This is a genomic window from Nocardiopsis sp. NPDC006139, assembly GCF_040614155.1.
Lineage (GTDB): Bacteria > Actinomycetota > Actinomycetes > Streptosporangiales > Streptosporangiaceae > Nocardiopsis > Nocardiopsis changdeensis.
Genome location: NZ_JBEXTT010000024.1, coordinates 52,026 through 73,995, shown reverse-complemented (window position 1 = coordinate 73,995; position 21,970 = coordinate 52,026). Strand labels below are relative to the sequence as shown.

At 75.1% G+C, this 21,970-nt stretch carries 23 protein-coding genes; 8 read left to right on the top strand and 15 right to left on the bottom strand.

Annotated elements, in window-relative coordinates; genetic code table 11:
- Positions 1-16: 16 nt before the first annotated feature.
- On the top strand, positions 17-442 hold the full coding sequence (locus ABZ249_RS26630; protein ID WP_355268203.1) for a GNAT family N-acetyltransferase: 426 nt from the start codon (positions 17-19) through the stop codon (positions 440-442).
- Between the two features lie 21 nt (positions 443-463).
- Here ABZ249_RS26630 and ABZ249_RS26625 read toward each other — a convergent pair whose 3' ends face one another.
- From ABZ249_RS26625 to ABZ249_RS26605, 5 genes are all read right to left on the bottom strand, one after another.
- Entirely contained in the window at positions 464-1,702 is a 1,239-nt protein-coding gene (locus tag ABZ249_RS26625) for a DUF6596 domain-containing protein (protein ID WP_355268200.1), read from the bottom strand.
- Complete coding sequence (locus tag ABZ249_RS26620) at positions 1,693-2,100, bottom strand: YciI family protein (RefSeq protein ID WP_355268197.1); 408 nt, start codon at positions 2,098-2,100, stop codon at positions 1,693-1,695. The genes ABZ249_RS26625 and ABZ249_RS26620 overlap by 10 nt, the downstream gene beginning before the upstream one ends.
- Before the next feature lie 133 nt (positions 2,101-2,233).
- Positions 2,234-3,727 (bottom strand): aminopeptidase P family protein, encoded by a 1,494-nt coding sequence (locus ABZ249_RS26615; protein ID WP_355268195.1) that lies wholly within the window; start codon positions 3,725-3,727, stop codon positions 2,234-2,236.
- Between the two features lie 220 nt (positions 3,728-3,947).
- The gene (locus ABZ249_RS26610) at positions 3,948-4,475 is read right to left on the bottom strand and encodes a GNAT family N-acetyltransferase (RefSeq protein ID WP_355268192.1); all 528 of its coding nucleotides are present in this window, start codon (positions 4,473-4,475) and stop codon (positions 3,948-3,950) included.
- A 112-nt stretch (positions 4,476-4,587) separates the two neighbouring features.
- A complete protein-coding gene (locus ABZ249_RS26605) occupies positions 4,588-5,811 on the bottom strand; it encodes an oxygenase MpaB family protein (protein ID WP_355268189.1) in 1,224 nt (407 codons plus the stop codon).
- Positions 5,812-5,872: 61 nt separating this feature from the next.
- Here ABZ249_RS26605 and ABZ249_RS26600 point away from each other — a divergent pair, with 61 nt between their 5' ends.
- On the top strand, positions 5,873-6,559 hold the full coding sequence (locus ABZ249_RS26600; RefSeq protein ID WP_355268186.1) for a TetR/AcrR family transcriptional regulator: 687 nt from the start codon (positions 5,873-5,875) through the stop codon (positions 6,557-6,559).
- A 13-nt stretch (positions 6,560-6,572) separates the two neighbouring features.
- Here ABZ249_RS26600 and ABZ249_RS26595 read toward each other — a convergent pair whose 3' ends face one another.
- Positions 6,573-7,511: an oxygenase MpaB family protein gene (locus tag ABZ249_RS26595; protein ID WP_355268183.1), complete on the bottom strand. Its 939-nt coding sequence runs from the start codon at positions 7,509-7,511 to the stop codon at positions 6,573-6,575.
- Between the two features lie 246 nt (positions 7,512-7,757).
- On the opposite strand from ABZ249_RS26595, the gene ABZ249_RS26590 reads away from it, so the two are divergent.
- Positions 7,758-8,468, top strand: coding sequence for a nuclear transport factor 2 family protein (locus ABZ249_RS26590; protein ID WP_355268180.1), 711 nt, complete (start codon positions 7,758-7,760; stop codon positions 8,466-8,468).
- Positions 8,469-8,619: 151 nt separating this feature from the next.
- Here the strand turns inward: ABZ249_RS26590 and ABZ249_RS26585 are convergent, their stop codons facing one another.
- Positions 8,620-9,300: a response regulator transcription factor gene (locus ABZ249_RS26585; protein ID WP_255646521.1), complete on the bottom strand. Its 681-nt coding sequence runs from the start codon at positions 9,298-9,300 to the stop codon at positions 8,620-8,622.
- Complete coding sequence (locus ABZ249_RS26580; RefSeq protein ID WP_355268177.1) at positions 9,270-10,661, bottom strand: sensor domain-containing protein; 1,392 nt, start codon at positions 10,659-10,661, stop codon at positions 9,270-9,272. The genes ABZ249_RS26585 and ABZ249_RS26580 overlap by 31 nt, the downstream gene beginning before the upstream one ends.
- Positions 10,662-10,818: 157 nt before the next feature.
- Here ABZ249_RS26580 and purB point away from each other — a divergent pair, with 157 nt between their 5' ends.
- Positions 10,819-12,249, top strand: a complete 1,431-nt coding sequence (gene purB / locus ABZ249_RS26575) for an adenylosuccinate lyase (protein ID WP_355268174.1) — start codon at positions 10,819-10,821, stop codon at positions 12,247-12,249.
- Between the two features lie 145 nt (positions 12,250-12,394).
- Positions 12,395-12,571, top strand: coding sequence for a hypothetical protein (locus tag ABZ249_RS26570; protein ID WP_355268171.1), 177 nt, complete (start codon positions 12,395-12,397; stop codon positions 12,569-12,571).
- A 147-nt stretch (positions 12,572-12,718) separates the two neighbouring features.
- On the opposite strand, the gene ABZ249_RS26565 is transcribed toward ABZ249_RS26570, so the two are convergent.
- A complete protein-coding gene (locus ABZ249_RS26565; protein WP_355268168.1) occupies positions 12,719-13,684 on the bottom strand; it encodes a threonine/serine dehydratase in 966 nt (321 codons plus the stop codon).
- A 68-nt stretch (positions 13,685-13,752) separates the two neighbouring features.
- Between ABZ249_RS26565 and ABZ249_RS26560 the strand changes: the two genes are divergently transcribed.
- A complete protein-coding gene (locus ABZ249_RS26560; protein ID WP_355268165.1) occupies positions 13,753-14,349 on the top strand; it encodes a flavin reductase family protein in 597 nt (198 codons plus the stop codon).
- A 69-nt stretch (positions 14,350-14,418) separates the two neighbouring features.
- Here the strand turns inward: ABZ249_RS26560 and ABZ249_RS26555 are convergent, their stop codons facing one another.
- The 3 genes from ABZ249_RS26555 to ABZ249_RS26545 all read right to left on the bottom strand — a co-directional run bounded on the left by ABZ249_RS26555 (position 14,419) and on the right by ABZ249_RS26545 (position 18,075).
- Positions 14,419-15,789 carry a cellulase family glycosylhydrolase gene (locus tag ABZ249_RS26555; RefSeq protein WP_355268162.1) on the bottom strand — a complete coding sequence of 457 codons (1,371 nt, stop codon included), beginning with the start codon at positions 15,787-15,789 and terminating at the stop codon, positions 14,419-14,421.
- Between the two features lie 339 nt (positions 15,790-16,128).
- Positions 16,129-16,797 carry a maleylpyruvate isomerase family mycothiol-dependent enzyme gene (locus ABZ249_RS26550; protein WP_355268159.1) on the bottom strand — a complete coding sequence of 223 codons (669 nt, stop codon included), beginning with the start codon at positions 16,795-16,797 and terminating at the stop codon, positions 16,129-16,131.
- A gap of 105 nt (positions 16,798-16,902) precedes the next feature.
- Positions 16,903-18,075, bottom strand: coding sequence for an MFS transporter (locus ABZ249_RS26545; RefSeq protein WP_355268156.1), 1,173 nt, complete (start codon positions 18,073-18,075; stop codon positions 16,903-16,905).
- Between the two features lie 74 nt (positions 18,076-18,149).
- Between ABZ249_RS26545 and ABZ249_RS26540 the strand changes: the two genes are divergently transcribed.
- Positions 18,150-18,734 carry a TetR/AcrR family transcriptional regulator gene (locus tag ABZ249_RS26540; RefSeq protein WP_355268153.1) on the top strand — a complete coding sequence of 195 codons (585 nt, stop codon included), beginning with the start codon at positions 18,150-18,152 and terminating at the stop codon, positions 18,732-18,734.
- A 139-nt stretch (positions 18,735-18,873) separates the two neighbouring features.
- On the opposite strand, the gene ABZ249_RS26535 is transcribed toward ABZ249_RS26540, so the two are convergent.
- Positions 18,874-19,494: an FMN reductase gene (locus ABZ249_RS26535; RefSeq protein ID WP_355268150.1), complete on the bottom strand. Its 621-nt coding sequence runs from the start codon at positions 19,492-19,494 to the stop codon at positions 18,874-18,876.
- Positions 19,491-20,603 carry an LLM class flavin-dependent oxidoreductase gene (locus ABZ249_RS26530; protein ID WP_355268147.1) on the bottom strand — a complete coding sequence of 371 codons (1,113 nt, stop codon included), beginning with the start codon at positions 20,601-20,603 and terminating at the stop codon, positions 19,491-19,493. The genes ABZ249_RS26535 and ABZ249_RS26530 overlap by 4 nt, the downstream gene beginning before the upstream one ends.
- Before the next feature lie 276 nt (positions 20,604-20,879).
- Between ABZ249_RS26530 and ABZ249_RS26525 the strand changes: the two genes are divergently transcribed.
- Complete coding sequence (locus tag ABZ249_RS26525) at positions 20,880-21,068, top strand: hypothetical protein (RefSeq protein ID WP_355268144.1); 189 nt, start codon at positions 20,880-20,882, stop codon at positions 21,066-21,068.
- 135 nt (positions 21,069-21,203) lie between these two features.
- On the opposite strand, the gene ABZ249_RS26520 is transcribed toward ABZ249_RS26525, so the two are convergent.
- The gene (locus ABZ249_RS26520; RefSeq protein WP_355268141.1) at positions 21,204-21,920 is read right to left on the bottom strand and encodes an ABC transporter permease; all 717 of its coding nucleotides are present in this window, start codon (positions 21,918-21,920) and stop codon (positions 21,204-21,206) included.
- Positions 21,921-21,970: the final 50 nt, after the last annotated feature.

Genomic DNA, 21,970 nt, shown 5'->3' with positions numbered 1-21,970 from the left:
AACGGGAGGGCGGTCCGTGGCCGGGGTGGAGGTGCGCGCCTGCGCGGCGCCGGAGCTGGCGCGCGACGAGGTGCTGGAGCTGTACGGGTCGGTGGGCTGGAACGCCTACACCCGCGATCCGGAGGGGCTGGTGCGGGCCCTGGCCGGGTCCCACCGGGTGGTGGCGGCCCGCAGGGACGGCCGGCTGGTGGGGCTGGCCCGGTCGGTCTCCGACGGGGCGACCGTCGTGTACCTCCAGGACGTGCTGGTGGCCCCCGGAGAGCAGCGCGGCGGCCTGGGGCGGCGGCTGCTGGAGGAGTTGTTCGCCGGGTACCCCGGCGTCCGGCAGCGGGTGCTGCTCACCGACGACGAGGACCGGCAGCGGGCGTTCTACGAGGCCCTCGGGTTCACGGAGGCGCACGACCACAGCCCGCCGCTGCGGGCGTTCGTGCGGTTCGGCTGAGGGGCGCCCTCACCGGGCGGGTCAGCCCGACCGAGCGCGCTCCTCCTCCAGGCGGGAGCGGGCACCGGGGTCCGTGGTGAGCGAGACCGCCCTGTCGTAGGCGGCGCGGGCCGGGCCGGTGCGGCCCAGGGCCCGCAGCAGGTGGGCGCGCACCGCCCAGGCGGGGGCGAAGCGCGCGGCCCGCGCGCCCCAGGGCGCCGTCTCCTCCTCCAGCAGGGCCAGGCCCGCGGCGGGTCCGTCGGTCTCGGCGGTGACGGCGGCCAGCGCGGTCGCCGACCCCAGGGTGGGGGCCAGCCGGTGCAGGTGCCGGTACAGCTCGCGCAGGTGCTCCCAGGCGACCGTGCCGGTGTCGGCGCGGGCGCAGTGCACCGCCTGGGCGGCGGCCTCCAGCTGGAAGCGGCCGACGGCGCCCAGGCCGTGGGCGGCGCGCAGGTGGGCGCGGCCGCGTTCGATGAGCGCGCGGTCCCAGCGGCCGGTGTCCTGTTCGGCCGGGGGGACCGGGCGGCCCCGTCCGTCCAGGCGGGCGGGGGCGCGGGCCGCCGCCAGGGCGATGAGCGCGGCCAGGCCGTGGGCCTCGGCGCTGTCGGGGACCAGCCGCGCGAGGACCTCGGCCAGGTCCAGGGCCTCGGCGGTCAGGCCGGTGCGGGGTTCGGTGCCGCCGATCTCCCAGTCGACGGCGTGGGCGCCGTAGACCGCCTCAAGGACGTGGTCCAGCCGTTCGGGCAGGGCGTCCCGGTCGGGGATGCGGAAGGGCACGCCCGCCTCCTTGATCCGCTTCTTGGCCCGGGTGAGCCGGGCGGCCAGGGTGGGCGCGGGCAGGGCGAACGCGGGGGCGATGCGGGCGACCGTCAGGCCCAGGACGGTGTTGAGCATGAGCGGGGTGCGCACGGCGGGGTCGACCGCCGGGTGGGCGCACACCAGCATCAGTTCCAGGCGGCGGTCGCCGACGGCGTCCACGTCGGGTGTGGCGTCGGCGGCCGGGGCGTGCCGGTCCGGGTCCAGCGGCACCCCGGTGCGCACGGCGGCCGACCGCCAGTGGTCGCGGAGCCGGTTGCGGGCCACCGTGAACAGCCAGGCGTCGGGGTCGGCGGGAACGCCGTCGCGCGGCCAGGCTGTGAGGGCGCGCTCGTAGGCGTCGGCGAGGGCGTCCTCGGCGGCGGGCAGGTCTCCGGTGGGCGCGGCCAGCAGGGCGAGCAGGCGCCCGTGGGAGGTGCGGGCCGCGCGGGCGGCCCGCACCGCGGGACCGGCGGTCAGGTCCATGCGCCGTCGATGTAGGAGGTGGCGGCGGGTCGGACCTCCAGGACCCCGTACTGGGCGCCCGGGCACTTCTCGGCCCAGGCCAGGGCGGCGTCCAGGTCGGGCACGTCGATGACGAACACCCCGGCCAGTGCCTCCTTGGTGTCGGCGAAGGGGCCGTCCTGGACGCGCAGCCCGCCCTCGCGGCGGGTGAGCGTGGTGGTGACGCGCGGGGTCGCCAGGACCTCGGCGGCGACCAGCACGCCGGCGGCCTCCAGGGCCCGGCCGTAGGCGCCGAAGGCCTCCTGCACGGCCTCGACGGCCCCCTGCGGGATCTCGCCCTCGGCGGGTTCGGCGTTGTGCAGCAGCAGCGCGTAGCGCATGGCGGGTTCCTCTTCCTCGTCGTCGTTCCACGTGACCACCCGGGAGGGCGGTTCGCAAGGGTGACGATCGACGGGCCGGGGATTCGACAGCCGTCCGCGGGAATCGTCGGAAAAAAGATCCGGGCCGCCCGCGCCGGGGGACGGCGCGGGCGGCCCGGGGGCGGACCGGGGGTCAGGAGCGCGGCAGGCGCTCGGCCAGCCAGGCCTCGACCTCGGCGGAGGAGCGCGGCAGCGCGGCCGACAGGACGGCGCGCCCGTCCTCGGTGACCAGGACGTCGTCCTCGATGCGCACGCCGATGCCGCGCAGCTCCTCGGGGACGGTCAGGTCGTCGGCCTGGAAGTACAGGCCGGGCTCGACGGTGAGGACCATGCCGGGCTTCAGGTCGCCGTACAGGTGGACCTCCTGGCGGGAGACCGCGCAGTCGTGCACGTCCAGGCCGAGCATGTGGCCGGTGCCGTGCAGGGTGTAACGGCGCTGGAGCCCCAGCTCCAGGACGCGGTCCACCGGGCCCTCCAGCAGGCCCCACTCGATCAGGCCCTCGGCCAGCACCCGCTGGGCGGCCTGGTGGAAGGCGATGAACGGGGCGCCGGGGGCGACGGCCGCGATGCCGGCCTCCTGGGCGGCGTACACCAGGTCGTACACCTTGCGCTGGGTGTCGGTGAAGGTGCCCGAGACCGGCATGGTGCGGGTGACGTCGGCGGTGTACAGGGTGGTGGTCTCCACACCGGCGTCCAGCAGCAGCAGGTCGCCGTCGCGGACGGGGCCGTCGTTGCGGGTCCAGTGCAGGGTGGTGGCGTTGGCGCCGGAGGCGGCGATGGTGCCGTAGCCGACGTCGTTGCCCTCCACGCGGGCGCGCAGGAAGAACGTGCCCTCGATGAACCGCTCGGAGGTGTCCTTGGCCTGCGGCAGGGTCTTGGCGACGTCCTCGAAGCCGCGGGCGGTGGCGTCGACGGCCAGCTGGAGCTGGGCGATCTCCCACTCGTCCTTGACCAGGCGGTGGTCGGCCAGGGTGACGGCGAGCTCCTCGTCCAGGGAGGCCGACTTGGCGCGGGCCTCCTCGTCGGTGTCGGCGCGCACCCCGTCGATGACGGCGTCGAGCTCGGCGTCGTGGCCGCGGACGATGCGCACGGCGGTGTCGGTGGCGGCCAGGACGCCGGTGAGCGTGGTGACGTCGGCGGTGGGCACGCCGAACAGGTCGGCGGCCTCGGCCAGGCTGTTGCGGCGGCCGGTCCACAGCTCGCCGTAGCCGCCGAGCCAGAACTCGCCGTTCTCGCGGTTGGAGCGCGGCTTGAGGTAGAGGACGGCGTCGTGGCCGCCGTCGGCGCGCGGGGTCAGGACCAGGCAGCCGCCGTCGGAGGTGTCGCCGGTGAGGTAGGCGTAGTCGCTGGCGGCGCGGAAGGGGTACTCGGTGTCGTTGGAGCGGGTGAGCAGCTGTCCGGCGGGGACGACGAGCCGCTCTCCGGGGAAGGCGGCGCTGAGCGCGGCGCGGCGGCGGGCGGTGTGCCCGGCCTGCTCGATGGGCTCCAGGTCGCGGCGCTCGGTGTCGGCCCACCCGGTGGTCATCCACGCGGCGAGCTCGTCGGAGACCGACTGCGCCTGGCCGTTCTTGCGTGGCGTGAACACGAAGGTGCCCATGTCGGCTCCGGGGCGCTGCTGCTCGCTCACGTCGTGACTCTCCTCGTCGTGCGTCGGTGTGGGGCCGCCGCCGCGGGTGGGCGGCCGGACGGCTCGCCGGCGGCGGTCTCGGCGCCCATCGTACGGCGGCGGGCGGCGCCGTGGCCGTCGCGCGGACATAGCGAACCCCATAACGCCCGAGCACACCCCGTTATGCCCCTGTGACCGCGATCGGCGCAGGTGGGGACGGGTGCTCCGGACCCGGCCGGGTTCAGAGCCCGTGCACGAAGGGGATGGCCTTCGGATAGGGCAGGTCGGCGATGGTCGCGGGGTCCGTCCACCGGTAGCCGATGCGCTCGTACAGGGCGACCGCCTCGGGCTGGTTGGGGCCGGTGAACAGGATGACGTCGCGGTAGCCCAGGGCGCGGGCGGCGTCCTCCAGGGCGGTCATGACCCGGCGGCCCAGGCCGCGCCGCCGGTGCCGGGCGGAGGTCCAGATGCGCTTGAACTCGGCGGTGCCGGGGCGCTCGCCGCCGCCCGGGGCGTAGGGGCGCAGCGCTCCCCCGGCGACGACCTCGCCGTCCAGTTCGGCGAGCACGATCCGGCCGTGGGGCGCGGCGAACTCCGAGACCGGGTAGCGGGACAGCTCGCTCGCGGCGCCCTCGGCGCCGTAGCGCTCGGTGTACTCCTCCAGCAGGCCGTCGAGCAGGCCCTGGACCCGGGGGTCGTCGTGGTGGACGGTGAGCATGCGCACGTCCGCGGCCTCGGCCGTTCCCGCCGTCGTCCCGTCCTGTGCCATGGCCCCTCCCCCGTGCGAAAGGGCGCCCGTGGACGCCCGCCGGGAATGCTACCGGCGCCCGGAGCGCCCCGCCACGCGGCGAATGTCACCCCCGGGCGGCGGGGCCTGCGCCTCAGGGGCGCTCCTCTCCGGTGCGGTGCTCGGCGGGGACGGGCCGGTCGGGGTCGCCCCCGCGGGCGTGGGTGGCGGGGCGGGCCGTCCGGGCCAGGTGGGCGCGGGTGGCGGCGACGTTGCGGGCGCGGACCGCGCCGAGCCGCCGGGGGTCGCGGAGCAGGCGCCGCCCGCGCACGCGGTTGAGGGCCGCGGCGGCGTCCAGGACGGCGCCGGCGACGGCCGCGCGGGGCAGGCCGAGCGCGTCGGCGCGGGCGTCTCCGTGGAAGCGGCGCGCGAGGGCGTACAGGGCGGGCAGGCCGACCGCGCCGGGGATCGAGGCGACCTCGTGCAGTGTGGCCGCGGTCGAGCGCAGGGTGGCCTCGGCCAGGGCCGCGGAGTCCGGGCCCGGCGGTCCGGTGACCGCCTGGAGGAGGTCGTCGGCCTCGCGGGCGCTCGCCTGGTCGCGGACGCCGTCGAGGAGGCGGGGGTCGATGCCGAGCAGGTGGGCGACGTGGTGCCAGTACCGGTACTGGTCGGCCCGGTCCGCGGCGGACGAGTGGTAGCCCATGGCGTCCAGGGCGTTGTGGGAGGTGAGGGTGAAGTCCATCCAGGTGCGGACCAGGTCGACCTGGTTGATCGGCACGCCCAGCGCGGCCTCGTCGTACCCGCGGCGGCGGGCCATGGCGCGCATGTGGGCGTGCAGCACCCGCACCTGGAGGGTGGCGGTGTAGCCCGCCTCCCCCGGGCGCAGGGAGCCGGGCAGCAGCGCGGTGAGGTACCAGCGGCCGGTGTCCTCCAACCTGCGGGGGACGGCGTCGAGGAGGCGTCCGCTCAGCTTGAGGACCTCGGCGATGGAGGGGGACTCGTAGGTCCTGACGAGGGAGCCGGCGGTCAGGGCGATGATGCGCGCGGCCTGGGGCGCGTCGAAGGCGGAGAGCGAGGCCCGGTCCAGGAGCGCGTCGTCGGCGCCGTCGGGCGGGGTCTCGGTGTCGGCGAGCAGGGCGGCGACGGCCGGGGGCGGGTCGGCGAGGGAGGCCAGGCCGCGGGTGATGCCCTCCTGGAGGGCGACGCGGACACGGCGGCCGCCCGCGGCGATCTCGTCGGCGACGGCGTCGGCGAGGGGGTCGCCGGTGGTCAGGGCCAGGTGGGCGAGGTCGGCGCGCCCTGCGCCGAAGCGGGCGGCGACCCGGTCCCGGGAGCCGCGCCCGACGGGCCAGGGAGTGGTGGCTGTGGACTCGTGCACGGGGTCCTCCTGCGGGACGCGACAAGGTCTGACACCTGTCAGATTAAATAGAATCTGACAGGTGTCAAGCGAGGAGGTCGGCATGGGCGCGCACACCGTCAGGGGGCCCGGGCGGCCGGGCCGGGGCGGCCCGGCGGCGCCGGACGAGGACACCGTCCTGCAACGCGGCCTGGAGGCGTTCGCCGAGCTCGGCTACGACGGGGCCTCGGCCCGGGAGCTGGCCCGCCGACTGGGGGTCAGCCACAACTTCATCAACGACCGCTACGGCTCCAAGGCCGCCTTCTGGCGCGCGGTCGTGGACCGGGTCCTGGCCGCGCAGAAGGACCGGCTGACCGCACTGGTGGAGCAGCACACCGGTGACGACGAGGCGGTGCTGCGCGCCGTCATCGGCCACTTCTACCGCTCGGTCGTGGACACCCCGATGCTCGGCCGGGTGCTGACCGACGAGTTCCGCCGCGAGGGCGAGCGGCTCGACCACCTGCACCGCGACTACATCGCGCCGGTCCTGGCCGCGGTGATGCCCTCCGTGGAGCGGCTCGCCGCCCAGGGGCGGATCCGGCCGCTGCCGACGGACCTGCTCTACTTCGCGGTCATCGGACCGGCCACGGGCTTCACGCAGTTCCCGCTGGCCGACCGGCTCGCCGGGCGCGGCGGGCGCACCCCGCGGGAGCGCCGGGACGACGCCGGGAGGCTGGCCGAGGCCGTCCTCGACGGGCTCATCGACCGGGTGCCGCCCGCGCGGGGGTGAGCGGCGCGCCGGGTCAGGGCCCGGCGGGGACCCGCGGCGCGGGGAGGGCGGCCGGGTCGGGGGCGCGGAAGCGGGTGCGCGAGCGCAGCGCCCGGAACCCGTTCTCCACCCGGTAGCCCGCCGCCAGCAGGCGCTCGCGCGCCTCCTCGGCGCTGCGCACGGTCGCCTCGTCGAAGATGAGGTTGTAGTAGCGCTCCGGCACCCGGTTGAGCCCGGCGCGCAGCGCGCGCAGGGCCGCGGTGGCCGCGGCCTCCCCGCCCGGGACCTCGGGCAGGACCCCGTACTCGCGGCGCGCCCAGGCGGGCAGGGTGGCGTAGGACAGGGCCCCGACCGGGAACCACAGGGGCCGCAGCGGGGCCAGCGCGGACAGGTGCTCGGGCACCGCGGGCCACAGCAGGAACCGGACCGCCTGCCGGGCCTCGGGGGTGGCCCGCAGCACGGGGCGGACCGCGGCCAGGTAGCGGCGCATGTCCGCGGCCGAGCGCGGGACGTCGTCCCGGGACAGGCCCACGTAGGCGGCGGTGGCGGACTGCTCGTCGAAGTAGCGGTCGTACTCGGCGGGGGTGAGGGGCACCCCGGCGCGCACCGCGGTCTCCAGGTAGGACGTCACCTCGGCACAGTGCACCCACACCAGCAGGTCGTGCTCGTCGACGCGGTGGCGGCGGCCGGTGGCGGGGTCGGTGAACGACAGCGCCCGGTGGACCCGGCGGATGTGCGCGCCCAGCCGGTCGGCCTCCTCCGGGGAGCCGTAGGTGGTGACGGCGACGAAGTGGGCGGTGCGCAGCAGCCGCCCTGTGGGATCGCTGCGGAAGTCCGAGCGCTGCCACACGCCCTGCATCGCCACCGGGTGCAGGGCCTGGAGCATGAGGGCGCGCACCCCCGCCACCCACATGGCGCGGTCCAGGTGGACCGCCCAGGTGACGCTCTCGGGTGCGGCGACGGTCGGTCTCATCGGCTCTCCTCCAGGGCTGCGCGGGGGCTTCGCGTTCTGGGCCGGGGCCCGGGGCCGCCTGTGGGACCACGATACGTCCGGCCCCGCGGGACGCCTCGGCGGCCCGACCCCTGCGGCCCTTGCCGAGAAAGCACCGATTCTTGGCACGCGCGGGGCCGGGGCCGGGCGCAACCTGGCAGTGGGACGCCCCGGGCCCGCCCCTCGGCCGCGCCCCTTCCTTCCCTCCGTTCCCATGTGGAGTGAGACATGTCCACCCAGAACGACGCCCGCTTCGACGTCGAGGCCTACCGCCGCGCCATCGAGGAGACGGACGCCGACACCATGATCGCGATGTTCCGGGACGACGCCGACCTGGAGATGTTCGACAAGCGGACGCCGCCGGGGTCCCCCGCGGTCCTGCACGGCAAGGACGCCATCGAGCCGGTCGTGCGCGAGCTGTGCGGCCGGGAGATGACGCACGAGGTCCTCACGGTGGCCGTGGACGGGGACCACGTCGCCTACACCGAGCGGTGCGTCTACCCCGACGGCGGCATGGTCATGAGCAACACCATGCTGGACCTGAGCGACGGCGCCATCGCCCACCAGACCACCGTGCAGGCGTGGGACGAGGAGGCGCACGACCGGATCGAGACGGGCGGCTTCGAGTCCCCCGACGAGCGCCAGGCGTTCGACCACGGGCACGCGGAGACCGTGCGGCTGGGCGGGCACAACGTCACCCGCCTCACGTTCGAGCCGGGGTGGCGCTGGTCGGAGCACAGGCGCGAGGAGGCGGGCACGGACCTGTGCATGCTCGCCCACAGCATCCTGGTCCTGTCCGGCACCCTGCGGGTGCGCATGGAGGACGGCACCGAGGCCGAGGCCTCCACCGGCCGGCTCGCGTACATCCCGCCCGGCCACGACGCCTGGGTGGTCGGCGACGAGACCGTCATGGCGGTCGACTGGACCGGGAACGACTGACCCGGTCGCGGGTCCGCCACGCCGGGCGGACCCGCGCCCTGCCCGCGGACGCGGACCGCCCGCCCGCGGAGCCGTGCAGCGGAACCGTCAGCCCCGGCCCCTGCGCCGAACGCGGGCCGCCCGCGGGGCCGTGGGCCCGCCCGGCGGCCGGTCAGTTGCCGCGCAGGTAGGCCAGCACGGCCTGGACGCGGCGGTGCACGTCCTCGTCGGGCGGCAGGTCGAGCTTGGCGAGGATGTTGCCCACGTGCTTGCCGACGGCGGCGTCGCTGACCACCAGGCGGCGGGCGATCGCCCCGTTGGAGTGGCCCTCGGCCATCAGCGCCAGCACCTCGCGCTCGCGCGGGGTGAGGCGCTCCAGCGGGTCGGAGCGGCGGCGCAGCAGCTGGCGGACCACCTCGGGGTCGACGAAGGTCGCGCCCTCCACCACGCGGCGCAGCACCGTCGCGAACTCGCGCACGTCGCCCACCCGCTGCTTGAGCAGGTAGCCCACGCCGCGCCCCGCCCCGGAGTCGAGCAGGTCGGAGGCGTAGCTGAGCTCGACGTACTGGCTGAGCGCCACCACCGCCAGATCGGAGTGGCGGCGGCGCAGCTCGACGGCGGCGCGCAGCCCCTCGTCGGTGAAGTCCGGGGGCATGCGGATGTCGGTGACGACCAGTCCGGGGCGGTGCTCGTCCACGGCCCTGAGCAGGGCGTCGCCGTCACCGACGGCGGCCACCACGGGGAACCCGAAGCGCTCCAGCACGCCCACCAGGCCCTCCCGCAGCAGCACGCCGTCCTCGGCGAGCACGGTGGGGACGGGCGTCACCTCGGATCCGTCCGGTCGATCGTGCACGGCAGCTCCACTCGGATGCGGGTCGGACCCCCCTGGGGGCTGGTCAGGTCCATTGTGCCGCCCATGACCGCGACCCGGTCGCGCATCCCGGTCAGGCCGCTGCCGCGCGCCGGGTCGGCGCCGCCGGGCCCGTAGTCGGTGACCTCCACCACCAGGGCGTCGCCGTGGGCGGCGGGGACCAGGGAGGCGTGCACGGTGGCGGCGTTGGCCTCGGTGTGCTTGTAGACGTTGGTGAGCGCCTCGGCGACCACGAAGTAGGCGGTGCCCTCCACGTGGGAGGGGAGCCGGCGCGGCAGCTCCGCCTGGACGGTGACCGGGACGGGCGAGTGGTCGGCGAGTTCGGCCAGGGCGGCGGGCAGGCCGCGGTCGGTGAGGACGCGCGGGTGGATGCCGCGGACGAGTTCGCGCAGCTCGGTGATGAGCTCGTCGGCCTTGCGCTGGGCGGCGGCCAGGCGGCGGTCGGCCTCCGAGCCCTCCTCGACGTCCAGCCGGGCCATGCCCAGGTCCATGTTCAGGGCCACCAGGCGCTGCTGCGCCCCGTCGTGCAGGTCGCGTTCGATGCGGCGCCGCTCGTACTCGAAGGCGTCGACGAGGCGGGCCCGGGAGTGGGTGACCTCGGTGAGCTCGGCGCGCAGCTCCTCCTTGGGCGGGCCGACCAGCAGGGCGCGGGCCAGGACCCCGTGGCCGTAGGAGGTGACGCCGCTCAGGTAGACGGCGGCCAGGAGGGCGACCGGGGAGAGCAGGGTCAGCGGCAGCGCCTCCTCGACGGTGGTGGCGGTGACGAAGCCCAGGCTCACCTGGGAGCCCGGGGCGTCCCCGACCAGGACCGGTCCCGCCAACAGGACGACGGCGAAGGTCAGCAGCATGCCCATCACCGTGAAGAGCGAGAAGGCGATGACCATGAGCAGGAAGAGGTAGGCGACCTCGCGCCAGGTGGCGGCCTCGGTGTAGCGGGTCTTGATCCAGCCCCACAGCCCGGGCGGGGGGACGCGGTGGCCGCTGTCGGCGAGGCCGGGCGAGACCAGGCGCAGCCTGCGGCGCTCCACCGCCCCCAGCGGCATCCCGACCAGCGGGCCGAAGAACGCGACCGTGGCCAGGCCGCTCAGGGTCCCCGAGACCAGCAGGAACGCCCGGTCCCCCGAGCCCGGGGGCGCGTCGAACAGGGCGATGACGACGAGCAGCCAGGGCCCGTACAGGGGGAAGGCGACGGCCATGGCGGCGATCCCGATCACCATGGTGGTGGCGGTGTAGGTGATCGCCCTCAGCGACCATCGGGAGACGGGGAATCCCGGTCGGGCCATCGCCCGGAGGAGGTCGGCGGGTGCGCCCGGGGTGCGCTGCCGTACGGTGCCTGTGGTCATGCCTCCACGGTAGGAAGCCGGGGGCGCCCGGGGAATCCGCCGGGCCACCGGGTCGGGGGTAGTGCCGCCCCTACCCCGGCGGCCGTCCCCGCGGCGCGGTCCGCAAGGCCTCGCCTGGTCGCGGGCGTGCCTGCTCAGGACGGTAGGGTGGACGAACGTGAGCGCGAAACCCGTTATCCCCGATGTCCTGGCCGCCCGGTACGCCTCGGCCGAGCTGACCCGGCTGTGGTCCCCGGAGTACAAGGTGGTCGCCGAGCGGCGGCTGTGGCTGGCCGTCCTGCGGGCGCAGGCGCGTCTGGGCGTGGACGTCCCCGACGGCGTGGTGGCCGACTACGAGAAGGTCCTGGAGCAGGTGGACCTGGAGTCCATCGCCGCCCGTGAGCGGGTCACCCGCCACGACGTCAAGGCGCGGATCGAGGAGTTCAACGCCCTGGCCGGGCACGAGCACGTGCACAAGGGCATGACCTCGCGCGACCTCACCGAGAACGTCGAGCAGCTGCAGATCCGCGACAGCCTGCTGCTCGTACGCGACCGCACGGTGGCGCTGCTGGCGCGCCTGGGCCGCCTGTCCGCCGAGTACGGGACGACGGTGATGGCCGGGAGGTCGCACAACGTGGCGGCGCAGGCCACCACGCTGGGCAAGCGGTTCGCGTCGATCGCCGACGAGGTGCTGGTGGCGCTCGGGCGGCTGGAGGACCTGATCGGCCGCTACCCGCTGCGCGGCATCAAGGGCCCGGTGGGCACCGCCCAGGACATGCTGGACCTGCTGGGCGGGGACCGGGCCGCGCTGGCGCAGCTGGAGGACGAGGTGGCCGCCCACCTGGGGTTCGCCCACCGGTTCACGAGCGTGGGCCAGGTGTACCCGCGGTCGCTGGACTTCGACGTGCTGACGGCGCTGGTGCAGCTGGCGGCGGGCCCGTCGTCGCTGGCCAAGACGATCCGGCTGATGGCCGGGCACGAGCTGGTCACCGAGGGCTTCGCCGAGGGCCAGGTGGGCTCCTCCGCGATGCCGCACAAGATGAACACGCGCTCCTGCGAGCGGGTCAACGGCCTGACGGTGGTCCTGCGCGGGTACGCGTCGATGGCCGGCGAGCTGGCCGGCGACCAGTGGAACGAGGGCGACGTGTCGTGCTCGGTGGTGCGCCGGGTGGCGCTGCCGGACGCGTTCTTCGCCTTCGACGGCCTGGTCGAGACGATGCTGACGGTGCTCGACGAGTTCGGCGCCTTCCCCGCGGTGATCTCGGCGGAGCTGGACCGGTACCTGCCGTTCCTGGCGACCACCAAGATGCTGATGGCCGCGGTGCGCGAGGGCGTGGGCCGGGAGACGGCGCACGAGCTGATCAAGGAGCACGCCGTGGGCTCGGCGCTGGCGATGCGCCGGGAGGGCACGGGCAACCGGCTGCTGGAGCGGTTGGGCGGGGACGAGCGGTTCCCGCTGGACCGGGCGGCCCTGGACGCGCTGCTCGCGGACCGGATCACGTTCACGGGCGCGGCGGCCGACCAGGTCGGCGCGGTGGTGGAGCGGATCGACACGCTCGTGGCGCTGCACCCGGAGGCCGCGGCGTACACGCCGGGGTCCATCCTCTAGTCGCCGTCCGCGAGGGGCCGGGGCCGCGCGGCCCCGGCCCTTCGCGCGTGCGGTATGGCACAGTTCACCCCCGCGAACACTGGGTTCGGAAGTTAACGCCTATTACGGTTGTGGGGTCGGCGTTCCGCACCCCCTGGAGGCCCCGTTGACCGACCCCGACTCCTTCGGCACCGCCCTGTGGACCCTGCTGCTGATCACCGGGATCGCCCTGGCCTTCGGCGCGGCCGCCCTCGGTGACATGGCGCTGCGCCGCCGCGAGGACCGCGAGGAGCGGGCCCGCCGCGAGGCCGCCGACCGGGAGCGCTCCGGCACCTCCGTCTGACAACAATCCCCGGGCCGCCTTCCGCCCCGGGCTTCGCGCACCGTGGAGCCTCCCGTGCCGGTCTCATGGGGCCGGGCCGCACCGCCGGGATCTCGCGGCTTCGGCGCCCCCTCCCTCCTTTCGCCCGCGTTCCGCCCCCCTCCCGGATCAGCGGTGCTCGGCGATGAGCCGGGCGAACAGGTCCGGGTCGACGTTGCCGCCGGAGACCACCGCGACCGTGGCCTCCGGTCTGCCCGGCTCCGCGGCCACCCGGCCGGCCAGGACCGCCGCCGCGGCCAGCGCCCCGCTGGGCTCGGCCACCACCCGCGCCCCCAGGGCCAGGTGCGCGACCGCGCGGGCGATCTCGTCCTCGGTGACGGTGACGATCGCGTCCAGCCGCCGGCGCAGGTGCTCGAAGGTGAGGTCGGACAGGCACACCCGCACCCCGTCGGCCATGGTGCGGTGGGTGCGCGCGGGCTCCCAGGGGACCCGCAGGCCCCGCTCCAGGCTCTCGGCGGCGTCGGCGGCCAGCTCGGGCTCGACCCCGACGACCCGTATCCGGCGCGGGTGGACGGTCCGCGCCGCCGTGGCCACCCCCGAGGCCAGCCCGCCCCCGCCGACCGGGACGACGATCGTGGTCACCTCCGGCGACTGCTCCAGGATCTCCAGGCCCACCGTGCCCTGGCCGGCGATGACGGCCGGGTCGTCGAACGGCGGGACCAGCGCCAGCAGCTCGGCGCGCGCCGTCTCCTCGGCGACCTCGGCCCGCCGCTCCGGTGGGACGAGGACCACCCGGGCCCCGCGGTCCCGCATCCGCTCCACCTTGACCTCGGGAGCGTTGTCGGGGACGACCACCGTGCAGGGGACGCCCAGCCGGGCGGCGGCGTAGGCCAGGGCCTGGCCGTGGTTGCCGGAGGAGTGGGTGATGACGCCGCGGGCGCGCTGGGCGGGGGTGAGCAGGGCGACGGCGTTGGTGGCGCCGCGCAGCTTGAAGGCCCCGGTGGGCTGGAGGCTCTCGGGTTTGACGAGGAACGGCGGCCCCTGGGCGGGTCCGGCGGTCAGGGGGGTGCGCACGACCGAGCCCTGGAGGCGGGCGGCCGCGGCGCGGATGTCGTCTGCTGAGACCAGTTCCATGACCCCGGTATGCCCCCTGGCCCCGCCGCCCTCACGGGGCGGCCTCCCCCTGTGGATAATCGGTGGTGATGCGTACCGAATGGACTCCCCAGGACCTGCCCGGCCGGGCCTTCTACCGGATGATCACCGCGGTGGTGGTCCCGCGGCCGATCGCCTGGGTCTCCACCACCTCCGCCGACGGCGTGGACAACCTCGCGCCGCACTCCTTCTTCACCATCGCCTGCGCCGATCCGGCGATCGTGCAGTTCACCTCCACCGGCCGCAAGGACTCCCTGCGCAACGCGGAGGCCACCGGCGAGTTCGTGGTGAACCTGGCCCCCGAGCCGCTGTGGAAGGAGGTGAACGCCTCCGGGACCGCCTACCCGCCCGAGGTGGACGAGTTCGAGGCGCTGGGGATCGCGCGCGAGGAGAGCGCGGCCGTGCGCCCGCCCCGGGTGGCGGCCTCCCCGGTGGCGCTGGAGTGCACGCTGCACTCGACGGTGGGTTTCGGCACCTCCACGGTGGTGTTCGGCCGGGTGGTGCACGTGGCGGTGGACGACGGCGTGCTGGGCCGGGACGGCCTGCCGGAGGTGGAGCGGCTGCGCCCGCTGGCCCGCCTGGGCCGCAACGAGTGGTCCACCCTGGGCGAGGTGCGCGCGGTCGACCGCCTCCCCTACACCCCTTGACCCGCCCCTTCCCCGAGGTCCCCGGCCGCGCGGACCCGGCGGTCCGCGCGGCCGGGGACGGAACGTGCGTCAGGATCGGCAGGTCAGGGCCGGGACCCGCGGGCTCCCCTCACTGGAACCGGTGAAGCCGAAGGTGGTCGACCGCCCCGAGGCGAGTGTGCCGTTGTAGGAGGCGTTCACGGCGGTGACGTCCGGACCGTCGGAGGTCACCTCGGCGTTCCACGCGTGGACGACGTGCTGCCCGGGGGCATGGGTCCAGCTCACGGTCCAGCCGGTCAGGTCCTCGGCGGCGGTGACGGTCACGTCGGCCCGGAACCCGCCCGACCATTCCTGGACGACCGTGTAGACGGCCTCGCAGCCGTCGCCGCCCGGGCCCTCGGTGGGCTCCTCGGTCGGCTCCTCCGTGGGCTCCCCGCCACCGTAGACGGGCGCCTCGACGGAGGTCTCGGCGATGCCGTCGGGCCCGTGGAAGATCCGCTCGCCCCAGGGGGTGAGCCGCTCGGGGTCGAAGCCCTCGACCATGTCGAGGTACTCCACTCCCCCGCCGTTGCCGCTCCACGACCAGCCGAGGTACCCCAGGCCCAGGCGCCGGGTGTGCTCCAGGATGGCGTCCTCGTCGGGGTTCCCGTCGCTGTGGTCGTGGCCGAACTCGCCGACGATCAGCGGCAGCCCCGCGTTCGCGAAGTGCTCCAGGTAGGAGACCACGGTGGACTCCTGGGCGTAGACCCCGTACATGTGGATCGAGAAGAGCGTGTTGGCGTGCGGGTCGGAGGCGAAGACCGACGCGGCGCCGTCGCGCATGGTGTGCGACCAGTCCTGGCCCCAGTTGGGCGCGTCCGCGACCAGGGTGTGGTGGAACCCCGCGTCCCGCAGCCGGCCGATCGCCGCCGAGGTGTCGGACGCCCAGTTCGCCACGGTCGCCTGGTCGTTGCCGTAGGGCTCGTTGCCGATGTTGACGAGGACGAAGTCCTCCTCGCCGTGCAGGGCGTCCTGGACGCGCAGCCAGTAGTCGACGGCCTGGTCGAGGGTGGCGGCCCCGGACTGCTCGCCGTAGCCGGTGGTGTCGTGCACCTCCAGCACGCAGATCAGGCGGTTGGCCTTGCAGTCGTCGACGACGGCGGCCACGTCGGCGACGCCGTTCTCCGTCCACCGGTCGCCGCTGCTGAGCACGACGCGGACGGTGTTGGCGCCCAGCTCCTTGATGTCGGCGAGGGACCCGGTCTCCTGCGGGTACCAGGTGTGGGCGTGGTTGACGCCCCGCATCACGAAGTCGTTGCCGGCCGCGTCGACGAGGCGGCCGTTCTCGATCCGGAAGCCGGTGTCGGCCTGCGCGGAGGCGGTGAGGTGCGCCCCGGAGGGCGCGGGGGGCGAGGCCCACGCGAAGGCGAGGGCTGCGATCCCGGTCAGGGCCACGAGGGCCGTGAGCAGACGTCGGACCATGGGGGGTTCTCCTCAAGGACGGAGGACAACGTTGTCTTGTTGTGGCGGGGCCTCCCGGACAGCAGGAGGACCCGGGATGCGCCACCGTGAGACAACGTTGTCATCTCGTGCGGAAGGATCAGCGGACGGACAGGGGGTGCCGGCGGTGACCGGCACCGGCGCCGCCGCCCGGGCGCGGCGGGGGCCGCGCCCGTTCCGGCCGTGGGGGCACTCTCCGTGAGGGAGCGCTCCCATGGCCGATGGGGAGAAATTAACACCGCCGCCGTCGCCCCGCAATGGAGGGGAAACCGGTACTTCGCGGGACCGGGTACGGCGGACCGCCCCGGCCCGGCGCGCGGATCAGACGGTGAGGGGCTCGCGGGTGGCGGGCAGCAGGGACAGGGCGGGCAGGACCGGCGCGGGGTCGCCGGTCCAGTCCATGGCGGCGATCTGATCGGGGGTGCGCCGCCCCATGAGGGCGCGGTAGAGCTCGAAGGCCGTGCCCCGCCAGTGCGGGCCGCCGCCCGCGCCCAGGGTCCAGGAGCGGTCGGCGTCGGTGGCGGTGACGGTCAGGCCGGGCGCCTGCTCGGGCCAGGCGCGGCCCAGCCCGGAGAGGGCGAAGTCGAGCAGGGCGTCGGCGTGCTCGGTGACGGGGTCCAGGCCCAGCGCGCCGTGGATGTCGTTCTCGTGGGTCCAGACGTCCACCACGGGCAGGCGATAGCGCATGCGGTTCTGCGTACCGAGCAGCTCCAGCAGGGCGGGGGTGCCCGCGCGCCACTCGTCGCAGACCTCCGCGATGCCGCGGCCCTCCCGCTCCGCGACCTGGCGGGCGGTGACCTCGTCGGAAGCGGGCGGGGTGACGGTTCCGGCGACCACGTCGGCGCACAGTCCGGCCAGGTGCGCGTAGGTCTGGTGGACGGTCCAGTCGGGGCAGGCGGGGACGGTGGTGTCCAGAGCGGCGGCGTCGAGGCCGCCGGCCAGGGCGATCAGACGCTCCTGGGACTGGCTGTAGATGCGCACGGGATCCATGCGGGCCACCTTACCGAACACCGTTCGGAAACCCCGGCCCGGGTGGCCCACCGGCCCCGTCCCCCGGGTATCCGTCCTTTCCCCGCGGGCCGGCTCCGGGTCCGGTCAGGGGTGCGGGAGGGGGCGGGGGCGGCGGGCGAGGGGGACCGCGGCCAGGCCCAGCGCCGCGGCGAGGGCCGCGGCGGCCGGGACCAGGCCGGGGCCGAGCGCGACGGCGGCACCGCCCAGCACGGCGCCCAGGGCGGCGCCGACGTGCACCGACGAGCTGTGCACGGCCAGCGCCCGGCCGGCGGTCCGCGTGCCGACGCGGGCGACCATGAGCGTCTGGAGCGCCGGCGGCACCGCCCAGGCGGCGGCCGACCAGGGCACGAGCAGGAGCGCCACCACCGCGACCGGCACCGGGCGCAGCCACCACAGCAGGGCGAACGCGACCATCGCCGCGCCGAACACCGCGCCCGCCCCGGCGAAGGCGCGGCCCGGCCCGACACGGTCCGCGAGCGTCCCCGAGACGCGGGTGCCCACCAGTCCGCCGACCCCCGCGGCGACCAGCAGCGCGCCCAGGGCGGCGGGCCCCACACCCGCGAGGCCGGCCAGGAACACCGCGAGGTAGGTCTGGAAGGCGATGTTGCCCGCGACGGTGAGCACGGTGGCGGCCAGGACGGCGGCGACGGCGCGGGAGGCGAGCGGGCGGAGCAGGTCCACCGGTCCGCGCCGCTCCCCCACCGGTCCGGAGGCGGGCACGGTGGCGGCCGAGGCGGCCAGGGCGGCGGCGCCCAGCAGCCCGCCCAGCACGAAGGCGGCCTGCCACCCGAAGAGGCCGCCGGCCCAGGCGCCCAGCGGGACGCCGAGCAGGACCGCCCCGGTCAGCCCGGTCATCACGGTGGCCAGGTGGCGGCCGCGCCGCTCGGGCGGGGCCTGGGCGGCGGTCAGGGCGAGGGCGCAGGGCAGGGCCACGGCGGCGGACAGGGCCGCCAGCAGGCGCAGCGCCAGCAGCGGGCCGAGCCCTTCGGTGAGCGGCACGGCGAGGTTGGCCGCGGTGAAGACCGCCAGGGAGCACGTGAGCACGGCCCGGGGCGGGACCCGTGCCAGCAGGAGCGCCCACAGCGGTGCCGTGAGCGCGTAGCCCAGGGAGTAGAGGGTGACGAGCTGGCCGGCGGCGGACGGGGGGACGGCCAGGTCCGCGGCGAGCCCGGGCAGGACGCCGATGACCACGAAGTCGTCGGTCTGGACCGCGAAGGCGGTGAGGGTGAGGGCGGGGAGCCACCGGGGTGAGCGCATGCGATTAGGGTAACAACTGTTTCCTTAATAGGTGTGCGAACGTGGGGCGAAGGAAGAAGAGGTGATCGCGCCCCATGCCCCGAACCGCCGACCCCGAGCGCCGCCGCGAGGTCCTGGACGCCGTCATCGCCGAACTGGCCCGCATCGGCGCCGCCGACTTCTCGCTGCGCGACCTCGCCCACGGCCTGGGGCAGAGCACCCGGGTCCTCACCCACCACTTCTCCGGCAAGGAGGCCCTGCTCGTCGCGGTGCTGGAGCGGCTGGACGAGGTGCAGCACGCGGCGCTGCGCGCCACCCCCGGCTGGGACGACCCGGGGGTCCCGGTGGGCGACATCGTCCGCGACACCTGGCGGCGCACCCTGGCGGAGCCGGAGATCGCCGTGACCCGGCTCATCCGGGAGATCGAGGGGCTCGCCGCCGCCGGCCGGCTGCCCGTGGAGGTGCCGGGCTTCGTGCGCGGCCGGGCCGCGTTCGTCGCCTCCTGCCTGTCCCTGCGGGGGCTGCCCGCCGCCGAGGCCCTGCGGACCGCGACCCTGCTCAACGCGGCCTTCTCCGGACTGGAGACCGACCTGCTGACCACCGGGGACCGCGACCGCGCCGAGGCCGCGCTGGAGGACCTGTGCGCCTGGGTGGACGCCCGGACCACGCCCCGCGGCTAGTCCCCGTCCGGCAGCGGCGGCGGGATCCGGTCCCACGCCCGGTCGGGCAGCAGCCACAGCCCGTCGCCCACGTCCTCTCCCAGCGACGCAGTGCGGCCCCGGCCGGGGGTTCCCGGTCGGGGCCGCGCGGACGGGCGGGTCAGGTGCCCAGGCCGGACATCAGGTCGGCGAAGGCGACCGGCTCGTCGTAGGGGTCCTCCTCGCGCCGCTCGTGGACGGCGGCCAGCCGGGCGAGCTGGCGGCCGGCCCGCTCGATGCGCTCGTTGAGCTCGCGGGCGCCCTCGTCGCCCGCGCCCCAGTCCTCCGAGGCCGCGTAGACACCGGTCGGGACGACCAGCGCCCGGGCGTAGGTGAACATCGGCCGCAGGGCGTGCTCCAGGACCAGCGAGTGGCGCGGGCTGCCGCCGGTGGCGCCGACGAGCACCGGGACCGAGTCCAGCGCCCCCTGCTCGACCACGTCGAAGAACGACTTGAACAGTCCGCTGTAGGAGGCGTTGAACACCGGGGTCACCGCGATGATCCCGTCGGCCCCGGCCACGTCGGACAGCACGCCGGGCAGGTCGCCGGTGGGCACCTGGGTGACCATGGCGTTCATGACGTCGTGGGCGAGTTCGCGCAGTTCCACCGTGCGCACCTGCGCCTGGATCCCCTCGTCCCCCAGGGCGCGCTCGGTGGCGGCGGTGAGCCGGTCGGCGAGCAGCCGGGAGGACGACGGGGTGCTCAGCCCCGCCGAGACGGTGACGATGCGGCGGACGGTCATGCCCGGGCCTCCGTGTTCTCCTCGTTGCGGTCCTCGGCCCGCCGGGCGGCGAGCATCGAGGCGTGGGTGGGCGCGTCGGGTACGTGCGCGGGCCGGCCGGCGGCGAACTCCTTGCGCAGCACCGGCACGACCTCCTCGCCCAGCAGGTCCAGCTGCTCCAGGACGGTCTTGAGCGGCAGGCCCGCGTGGTCCATGAGGAAGAGCTGGCGCTGGTAGTCGCCGAACATCTCGCGGAAGGTCAGGGTGCGGTCGATGACCTGCTGCGGGCTGCCGACGGTCAGCGGCGTCTCCCGGGTGAACTCCTCCAGGGAGGGCCCGCCGCCGTAGACGGGCGCGTGGTCGAAGTAGGGCCGGAACTCCTTGACCGCGTCCTGGGAGTTCTTGCGCATGAACACCTGCCCGCCCAGGCCGACGATGGCCTGCTCGGCCTTGCCGTGGCCGTAGTGCTCGTAGCGGCGGCGGTACAGCGCGATGAGCTTCTTGGTGTGGGTGGCCGGCCAGAAGATGTTGTTGTGGAAGAAGCCGTCACCGTAGTAGGCGGCCTGTTCGGCGATCTCCGGGCTGCGGATGGAGCCGTGCCACACGAACGGCGGGATGCCGTCGAGCGGGCGCGGGGTGGCGGTGAAGCCCTGCAGCGGAGTACGGAACTTCCCCTCCCAGTTCACGACGTCCTCGCGCCAGAGGCGGTGCAGCAGGTTGTAGTGCTCCAGGGCCATGGGGATGCCCTCGCGGATGTCGTAGCCGAACCAGGGGTAGACCGGGCCGGTGTTGCCGCGGCCCATCATCAGGTCCACCCGGCCGTCGGCGATGTGCTGGAGGAAGGCGTAGTCCTCGGCGATCTTCACCGGGTCGTTGGTGGTGATGAGGGTGGTCGCGGTGGACAGGACGATCCGTTCCGTCCGCGCGGCGATGTAGCCGAGCATGGTGGTCGGCGAGGACGGCACGAACGGCGGGTTGTGGTGCTCACCGGTCGCGAAGACGTCGAGCCCGACCTCCTCGGCCTTGAGCGCGATCTCGATGATGGCCTTGATGCGCTCGTGCTCCGTCGGCGTCCGGCCGGTGGTGGGGTCGGTGGTCACGTCGCCGACCGAGAAGATTCCGAACTGCATGGCCCGCTCCTGAACTAGCTTTCCAAGAAGTAGTTTCCTGCGAAACTATCACGTTCGAACGGTGGACACACCCCCCGTATTCCCCGCCGGCGCCTCCGCGGCCGGACGCTGTTCATCCACAGGCACGCTCCGTATCCGCAGAATGTCATCCGGACCTGCTATCCCTGGTAAAGCCGACACCATCCCGGTCACCCGGAGTCATGGTCGGCCGGACACGAGGACGTCGAACGCACCGGAAGGAGAAGGGCGCCCCCTCGACCCCGCGCCCGAAACCACATGTCCGTCACCCTCGATCCCCGGCGGCTTCCCCACCACCGACCCGACGACCACGAGCGCGCCGACGCCGCGCACGCCGACGGCCCCCGCCAGCCGGTGGTCCTGGCCGACGCGCTGGCCGATGTCGTCACCGCGCTGAGCAGCCTGGACCCCGACCTGGCCCCCAGGCCGCGCCTCGGCGAGGCCTGACCCCCGACACAGCGACGGCCGTATCGACGGCGTCGATACGGCCGTGCGGCGGTACCCCAGGCGTCCCCCGGCGCCGCGCCGCCCTCCCGTGCGCCCTGGAACCGGGCGGCACGGCCGGCGGCCGGGGCCCCGCCGTCAGCGGCGGGGCTCCCAGCGGAAGACCCTGAAGGCCAGGGCCACGGCGACGACCACCCAGGCCAGGGTCGGGGCCAGCAGGAGCAGGGAGTCCGCGAGCGGGACGCCGCCGTTCCAGGCGCCGACGACCAGTTCCGTGGCCGCGCCGCCGGGCAGCAGCCGCTTGAGCGGCGCCAGCTCCTCCGCCCCGGTGAACCCCACCCAGCCGGAGACCGCCAGCACGCCGATCAGGACGGGCAGCGTGGTCACCTGGGCGTGCTCGGGCGAGTTGGTCACCCCGGCGGTGGCCAGCGCCAGGCCGATCATCATGACGACCGCCGCCAGCACGGCCGCCACCAGCAGCAGGGGCCGCTCCGGCGGGGCGGCGACCACCGACAGCACGGTCAGGACCACGGCCGCCTGCGCGACCGTGAAGGCGGTCACCGGCAGCAGCAGCCCGGTGAGGATGCGGGCGTCGTCCACCGCGGTGGAGCGCAGCCGCTTGAGGTAGAGGTTCTGGCGGCGGGAGGCGAGCGTGGTCACCGCGGTGGTGTAGAGCCCCATCGTCACCACGAGGAACACCAGGATCGCGGCGACGCCGCCGAGGTCGAGGAACGGTATGCGGTCCTGCAGGTACATGTAGAACGCGCTGGCCGCCGCGGGCATGACGAGCATGGTGACCAGCACCAGCCGGTTCCGGAAGATCTGGATCAGCTCACCCTGAGCGATCGCGAGCATGGCGGGTCCTTTGTCTGGAAGGTTCGGGAGGGGTTCGTCGGGCGCCGCGC